Below are 6,134 nucleotides of genomic sequence, written 5' to 3' on the forward strand. Positions count from 1 at the left end.
GCATCTCGTTGTCTTACTCTTTCAGCAATGCCAGACACCATTCGTGGACACACACTTTTCCATTGGTGGAAGGAGAAATAAAATAGTGTCACTTTACGATCCGGATTCCGTATGAATTCCTAAACTGATGGTGCTACCTGAAGCTCATATCGTCTAATCAAACTTAAACTGTCGCGAGGGTGAAAAAATGAGAGTTCATTATCTACAGCATGTCCCCTTCGAGGGACTGGGCAGTATTTCGACCTGGATGGACGAACAAAACCATTCGTTATCATCCACCAGACTCTATGCCAACGACCCGTTACCAACGGTGAGTGATTTTGATTGGCTGATCGTTTTGGGTGGCTCAATGAATATCTATGAAGAAGAACAGTACCCCTGGCTAATCGCAGAGAAACAACTAATCAAACAGGCGATCGAGGAAGACAAGATAGTGCTTGGCATTTGTCTGGGAGCGCAACTGATCGCGGATGCTCTGGGTTCAAAAGTGTATGCGGGGCAACATAAAGAAATCGGGTGGTTTCCGATCAAAATAACCGAAGCAGTTCAGCAATCCGGTGCCCTTGAGTTTCTACCCGCTCAACTAACAGTTTTTCATTGGCACGGAGATACGTTTGAGTTACCAGAAAAAGCAACCCGCCTAGCCTACAGTGAGGGTTGCCTCAATCAAGCATTTCTCTACGGCGAAAAGGTGCTTGGCTTGCAATTTCACCTAGAAATGAATCGACCAGGTGTACAGCAGCTCATTGAAAACTGTGCCTCCGAATTAATTCCAGGGAAGTATATTCAGACTTTCGAGGAAATGCTTTCTGAGAATAAGAACTTTGCAGAAATTCATAAGGTCATGTACCAGTTTCTGGAACTGCTCTCACATCAATACCAAAGAGGCAAGTGAATGTGTTGGGCAAAAGGCGCTCAGAGTTTCAACAATGACTCCCACGTAGATTTAGAGCAAGTGAGTGCAAAATATCAGCAGACCTTTCAGAGTACTCAGCGATCGATGTTTAATCTGTTCTCAATACGATTCATTCGCTCGTTCGAGCGATCGCCACAACAGTTCATTCAGGGATCGACAATGCAGAAAATTTATGAAATCAATTACGATCGATTTAACTCGAATAATTTCTTGCCGATCACACCACAACTGGAGGACAGTACGATCTGATCGAAGGTTATTTTCCATCTGGTTCTCAAACTCCTCTCCATCGCCACACGCGCTATTCCAAACAGCTATACGTGCTAGAAGGAGAGTTCACCGTTTACTCTGAAATAGTTGTGATCAATGGGTCGGGCACCGGGAAGGAGCGCTGCTTCAGCAGCGTAAACTGTCGTAATCCGGCATCATAAGCGAATACCTTGCCGGTCTCTATTTCGTACATCCAAGCATGTAGATTCATCTGCCCGCTATGCAGCGTGGACCGAATAACAGGATACGTTTCTAAATTCTCTATTTGCGTCAACACATTCTGCTCGATCGCGATCTTGAGCAATCGCTCGGGCTCCACGTTCGCATAATTATCTAACACTAACCGCCGGGTCGCTTCTCCATGGCGCTTCAACCAGTCGTAGACCAGCGGCATCTGCTCACTCAGATTGCCAATTTGCAGCAACCCCTTCATGGCTCCACAGTGGGAATGGCCACAAACAATGATGTCTCGCACTCCGACTCCAGCTACCGCATACTCTACCCCGGCGGCTTCAGCACCACTAGCGGCTCCATAGGACGGAATGATATTACCCACATTCCGCATCACGAATAGTTCACCGGGCTGAGACTGTGTGATCAAGCAGGGATCAATCCGTGAATCGGAACAAGTAATGAATAGAACTTCGGGGGTCTGCCCGTTCGACAGTCGTTCAAACAGTTCTCGATTTTCGGTGAAGTAGTCGCTGTGAAACGCATTGAGTCCTTGGATCAGACCGGTCACTGACATAAATTGATTCCTACTGTTGATAAAGCTAGTGAGTGTACTCGCACTGCATCCTCAGAAGCGGATGTAGTTCTATCCTTCCCTTACTACACGCGAGTCGTAACATTTTCCGTACTTCCGTAAAGGAATGTTAACAAGGCCTTAGTCGTGTGTCTCAAGCAAAGTTTGTCGAAGTAGTCCTTGAAATTGCTGCTTAGAGAAACACGAATGATGCAAATTGTTCGTCACTCAGGGATCCTACGACACAACCATTTTTGCGACACAACCGGAAGAATTGGGTGAGTAATCTACCACTCAATTAACTTATGCATTAGCTTGCTCACATTGGAGTTAATCAGAGTGAATCTATCCGGTGGAGCGATTCAATCAATTCCTCAACCTCATCATCATTGGGACACTGCTTAACCTGCGACTTGAACCATTCCACCTCTTCAGACTCCACATCTTGCAGTTGATAAACTAGCAATGTCCCAGCTAAACGAGCTAGGGTAATGGGTGCATAAACAATATGACTCAACAAATCAACGGCAGCCTGATAAACCTGCTGGGCGGCTTGCTGATCAAGGGGTTGTCCCATTTGCAGAGCAATCTCTTGTAAGCTCTGCTCAATCGATCGCTGCAACTGTTGTTCATCGTTTGGAGAAGGGGAGTTCATCTGATTCACTGAAATGGGTTAGAAAAAAGCTAAAGGCAAAACGGAGCAGTTGCAAGCAGCAGCAGGAAGAGAGCTGATTCTATCCCAAATAATAAACTGGTAGTAAACAACTGTACAAGCTCCACCAGAATTCACTGACTGCCTTTGTTAACCTGTTTGGTGGTGGTCTAGGATCGGTGGATAGTAGTTTCAAAGTACTCATTGTTGCTGACATTGCGCTTTCAGCAGTCATAGGTCTAGAACGCTAGCAACTTGCTTAGCTCACAAGTTTAAGACGGGGCAACATCAGAATGCAGCAGATACGATTGCGTTAGGGGATAATGGTGACTGGTGCGTCAAAGGCACTTAAAAAAGTTACGCCAGATAGATCCGATGAAACCGATTCAAGAAACGTTTTTAGAGCTGGACTGGGAAGATGCCGATGAGGCCCGCCAAGCGAGAGATACAAGGGCTGAAGAACTGCAGGCTCAAGGCTTTGTTTGTGTCCTTGAAAATCTTTACAACGCGGTTGATGGGCGGCAAGTGTTTATGATTGTCGCTACAGAAGCAGAAAAAATTGATGCGCTGAGGACGCGAGACTCGAATCGGAGTGACTCTCGCGATGGTTTCAGGAGCCGAGCGCTCGTCCCAAAACGAAAGGGCAAGTCTGTAGCAGAGCCGGAAATCTGCTGAGTTCCTGACGGCAGGACGAATGCTAACTCTACTTTCCCTACCTGAAACCTGGTGAGAGCCCGGTGCTACGGCTGTGTCGGGAAAAAAAGAACTGCTACCCATAGAGCAGCAGTATATGTGCTTCAACGCTACTTATAGCGCTTTCAGAATTTTTTGCGACACAGCAAGCTTTTGGTGCTTAGTTCGATGTTACTGCAACCGCTGAACGCAGCCGTTATGTGCCTCAAGTCCTCGGTAGGATGTAATGTCGCCACCGAGGACTTGAAAGCATTCGTTCGCTATCCTTCCTTCACCCTGCTGCGCTCACTATCTGTAATCAGTCGATTCAGCCAGAGCACGCCATTGTGCCGTTTCTTGCTCGACGTAAGCGTTCTTCTGGGCAATGGCTCGAAGGGTGTCTGTACCGAGCGGCAACCGTAATGGTGGAGTATCTGCATTTGCAAGCTGAAGCATCGCTTGGGCAAGCTTGGTGGGGTCTCCCGGTTGTTGATAGCTCAGTTCAGAGGCAAGTTTACGAACTTTACCAACCGTCTCCGCGTAATCTGGAATTTCTGTCGCGGTTTTCTGGAGCGAGCTACCATCGAGAAAATTGGTCCGAAAGTATCCCGGCTCGACAACCGTCGCATGGATACCCAGAGGCGCTAACTCATCATGCATGGCTTCGGTAATACCTTCGACCGCAAACTTCGTTGAGGAGTAGACACCCCAGCCTGGTGTGGCACGATAGCCGCCGATCGACGATAGGTTGATAATGTGTCCAGAGCGGCGCTGACGCATACTGGGCAATACGGCACGGGTCATATTCAACAGTCCAAAGACATTTGTGCGATAGACCCGCTCAACCTCGTCTGCACTGGTTTCTTCGATACCGCCGAGTAGACCGAATCCTGCATTGTTGACTAACACATCAATCTGCCCAAAGCGTTCCAGTGCTGCTGCAACTGCCGCTTGCACCTGAGTCTCATCGGTAATATCTAGGCTGAGCGCCAACACATTTGGGTTCGACTCAAATTGATCCAGATCAGTCTTTTTACGAGCGGTCGCAATTAATTGGTCTCCTGCTGCTAAAACGGCTTTCGCGATTTCGGCTCCAATTCCGCGAGAAGCCCCTGTAACGAACCATGTTTTCTGAGTCATTGGTCTATCTCCTTTATTGCCTTATTCTTTCACTACCTTTTTGGTATGGATTTATCATAGGGTTTAGAGAAAAGGTTCTAAATACCTAAATTTTGCAGGTTCTTGCCTAATTTTCTCAAGCAGGAGGATGGTGCTCAAAAGAATTCTCTACAATAGGCACAACACAACGAGGAGAGGGATGTCTCACGATTGGGTCAAAGTATTTACTCGCCCACGGTTTAGCGTCTTTGGGCAAATCTTTAGTTGATACACCGTTTGAGTGGTTGCAGATTGACGAGGTGCGATCGCCGTCAGCAGAGTAGATGCCAGGATCTGCACTCATTTTGCTGGTCAAAGTATGTTGCCTACTAGAGCATTCCAGCACCGAGACAGCTTTGAGGCATTTGGGTAGAGGAAAAACTCCAAAAGTTGCGCGATGCTGAAAGTAGGACCTGCTAAAATTGTTCAATTATGAATCGACTGGATAAGAGCTGCTCAGATGTTGCTCAGTTTTGGGATTCGAGCGTGCCTGGGATTGAGTTCTTCTCTGCCCGATTGTTTCGTCATAGCTTTACCAAGCACGTTCACGAAACCTACACTGTGGGTATTAACGATGGTGGGCAAGGATGCTTTAGCTATCAAGGTGAAGCGCGTTGTGCGTACCCTGGAAGTTTTAACTTGATCAATCCAGATGAAGCTCATACGGGTCAAGCTTCATCCAGTGAGGGGTGGATCTATCGGAATCTCTACATTACTGTGCCCTTGATTGAGCAAGTGCTGGAGCAGATTGAATGGCAAGGGCAGGGACTGCCTTATTTCGTAGCGCCTGTTGTTGGGGATCAATCCCTACAATCTACTTTTCGGCAACTTTTTGATGTGCTGGAAACCCCGACTTCTCTGCTAGAGCAGCAATCCCTCCTGCTTGAGTTTTTCACACAACTCTTTGCTAAACATGCAGAGCCTCACTACTCGCCACGATTGCCTAAATCAGAAACGCAAGCGATCGCTCAGGTTCGTACTTACCTGGAAGCGCACTATAGCCAAGCGATTACGATTGAAAGGCTTGCAACATTGGTTGGGCTCAATCCTGATTACTTAATTCGCAGTTTTCATCAGCAGGTTGGATTACCGCCTCATCGCTATCAGCAGTACTGCCAACTCCGGCAGGCGAAACAATCACTCCGCACGGCGACACCTCTTTGTGAGATCGCGACCGACCACGGTTTTTACGATCAAAGTCACTTGAATCACCACTTCAAACGCGTTTTTGGAGTTACTCCAGGGCAATATCGTGAGTCAGTTTTGTCCAAGACGGTTGGGTTGTACGAACCGTAAGCTGACGAGATGATTCAAGACTTTCGATGGAGGAAGTGAACAAAATGGAACAAATAAACTTTTTGCTGTTTTGTACCACTGCATTAGCTTTGATAGCCACTCCGGGTCCAGATATGCTCTACGTTGCCACCCGGAGCCTGACCCAGGGCAAAGCAATTGGACTCGTATCAATGCTCGGTATTTGTGCTGGATACCTTGTCCATACCTGTTTCGCTATGATGGGTCTGTCGGCGATTCTTCAAGCGTCGGAAGTTCTATTACAACATTGTTCGCTTGTCGGGTGCTGCCTACCTCCTCTACTTATTAACCCGACAATCATTGAGATTGCATCTTGTTCGAAGCATAAGCAATAAATGGATGCTCAAAATACTTCTGAATGCGCGATGGCAACTTCTGCAATTTACGCAGATGAGAGATGAGTCTTT

At 47.2% G+C, this 6,134-nt stretch carries 8 protein-coding genes; 4 read left to right on the plus strand and 4 right to left on the minus strand.

Annotated elements, in window-relative coordinates; genetic code table 11:
• Positions 1-187 precede the first annotated feature (187 nt).
• Positions 188-895 (plus strand): type 1 glutamine amidotransferase, encoded by a 708-nt coding sequence (locus H6F88_RS18045; RefSeq protein WP_190644142.1) that lies wholly within the window; start codon positions 188-190, stop codon positions 893-895.
• Entirely contained in the window at positions 896-1,165 is a 270-nt protein-coding gene (locus H6F88_RS18050) for a hypothetical protein (protein WP_190644143.1), read from the plus strand.
• Between the two features lie 94 nt (positions 1,166-1,259).
• Here the strand turns inward: H6F88_RS18050 and H6F88_RS18055 are convergent, their stop codons facing one another.
• Both H6F88_RS18055 and H6F88_RS18060 read right to left on the minus strand, forming a co-directional pair.
• Entirely contained in the window at positions 1,260-1,934 is a 675-nt protein-coding gene (locus H6F88_RS18055; RefSeq protein WP_190644144.1) for a carbonic anhydrase, read from the minus strand.
• A gap of 331 nt (positions 1,935-2,265) precedes the next feature.
• Positions 2,266-2,586, minus strand: coding sequence for a hypothetical protein (locus tag H6F88_RS18060; protein WP_190644145.1), 321 nt, complete (start codon positions 2,584-2,586; stop codon positions 2,266-2,268).
• A 372-nt stretch (positions 2,587-2,958) separates the two neighbouring features.
• Here H6F88_RS18060 and H6F88_RS18065 point away from each other — a divergent pair, with 372 nt between their 5' ends.
• Positions 2,959-3,258, plus strand: coding sequence for a hypothetical protein (locus H6F88_RS18065; protein WP_190644146.1), 300 nt, complete (start codon positions 2,959-2,961; stop codon positions 3,256-3,258).
• A gap of 306 nt (positions 3,259-3,564) precedes the next feature.
• Here H6F88_RS18065 and H6F88_RS18070 read toward each other — a convergent pair whose 3' ends face one another.
• Positions 3,565-4,395 carry an oxidoreductase gene (locus H6F88_RS18070; RefSeq protein ID WP_190644147.1) on the minus strand — a complete coding sequence of 277 codons (831 nt, stop codon included), beginning with the start codon at positions 4,393-4,395 and terminating at the stop codon, positions 3,565-3,567.
• A 115-nt stretch (positions 4,396-4,510) separates the two neighbouring features.
• A complete protein-coding gene (locus H6F88_RS18075; protein ID WP_190644148.1) occupies positions 4,511-4,717 on the minus strand; it encodes a hypothetical protein in 207 nt (68 codons plus the stop codon).
• A gap of 128 nt (positions 4,718-4,845) precedes the next feature.
• On the opposite strand from H6F88_RS18075, the gene H6F88_RS18080 reads away from it, so the two are divergent.
• Positions 4,846-5,709 (plus strand): AraC family transcriptional regulator, encoded by an 864-nt coding sequence (locus tag H6F88_RS18080; protein WP_190644149.1) that lies wholly within the window; start codon positions 4,846-4,848, stop codon positions 5,707-5,709.
• The last annotated feature ends 425 nt before the right edge of the window (positions 5,710-6,134 follow it).

Origin of the sequence: Oculatella sp. FACHB-28 (assembly GCF_014696015.1) — a bacterium.
GTDB lineage: Bacteria > Cyanobacteriota > Cyanobacteriia > Elainellales > Elainellaceae > JAAUTN01.

Excerpts from the sequence above, each read along its gene's own strand:
- H6F88_RS18075 (WP_190644148.1), bottom strand. The coding sequence starts at position 4,717 with ATGAGTGCAGATCCTGGCATCTACTCTGCTGACGGCGATCGCACCTCG.
- H6F88_RS18055 (WP_190644144.1), bottom strand. The coding sequence starts at position 1,934 with ATGTCAGTGACCGGTCTGATCCAAGGACTCAATGCGTTTCACAGCGAC.
- H6F88_RS18065 (WP_190644146.1), top strand. The coding sequence starts at position 2,959 with ATGAAACCGATTCAAGAAACGTTTTTAGAGCTGGACTGGGAAGATGCC.
- H6F88_RS18060 (WP_190644145.1), bottom strand. The coding sequence starts at position 2,586 with ATGAACTCCCCTTCTCCAAACGATGAACAACAGTTGCAGCGATCGATT.
- H6F88_RS18045 (WP_190644142.1), top strand. The coding sequence starts at position 188 with ATGAGAGTTCATTATCTACAGCATGTCCCCTTCGAGGGACTGGGCAGT.
- H6F88_RS18080 (WP_190644149.1), top strand. The coding sequence starts at position 4,846 with ATGAATCGACTGGATAAGAGCTGCTCAGATGTTGCTCAGTTTTGGGAT.
- H6F88_RS18070 (WP_190644147.1), bottom strand. The coding sequence starts at position 4,395 with ATGACTCAGAAAACATGGTTCGTTACAGGGGCTTCTCGCGGAATTGGA.
- H6F88_RS18050 (WP_190644143.1), top strand. The coding sequence starts at position 896 with ATGTGTTGGGCAAAAGGCGCTCAGAGTTTCAACAATGACTCCCACGTA.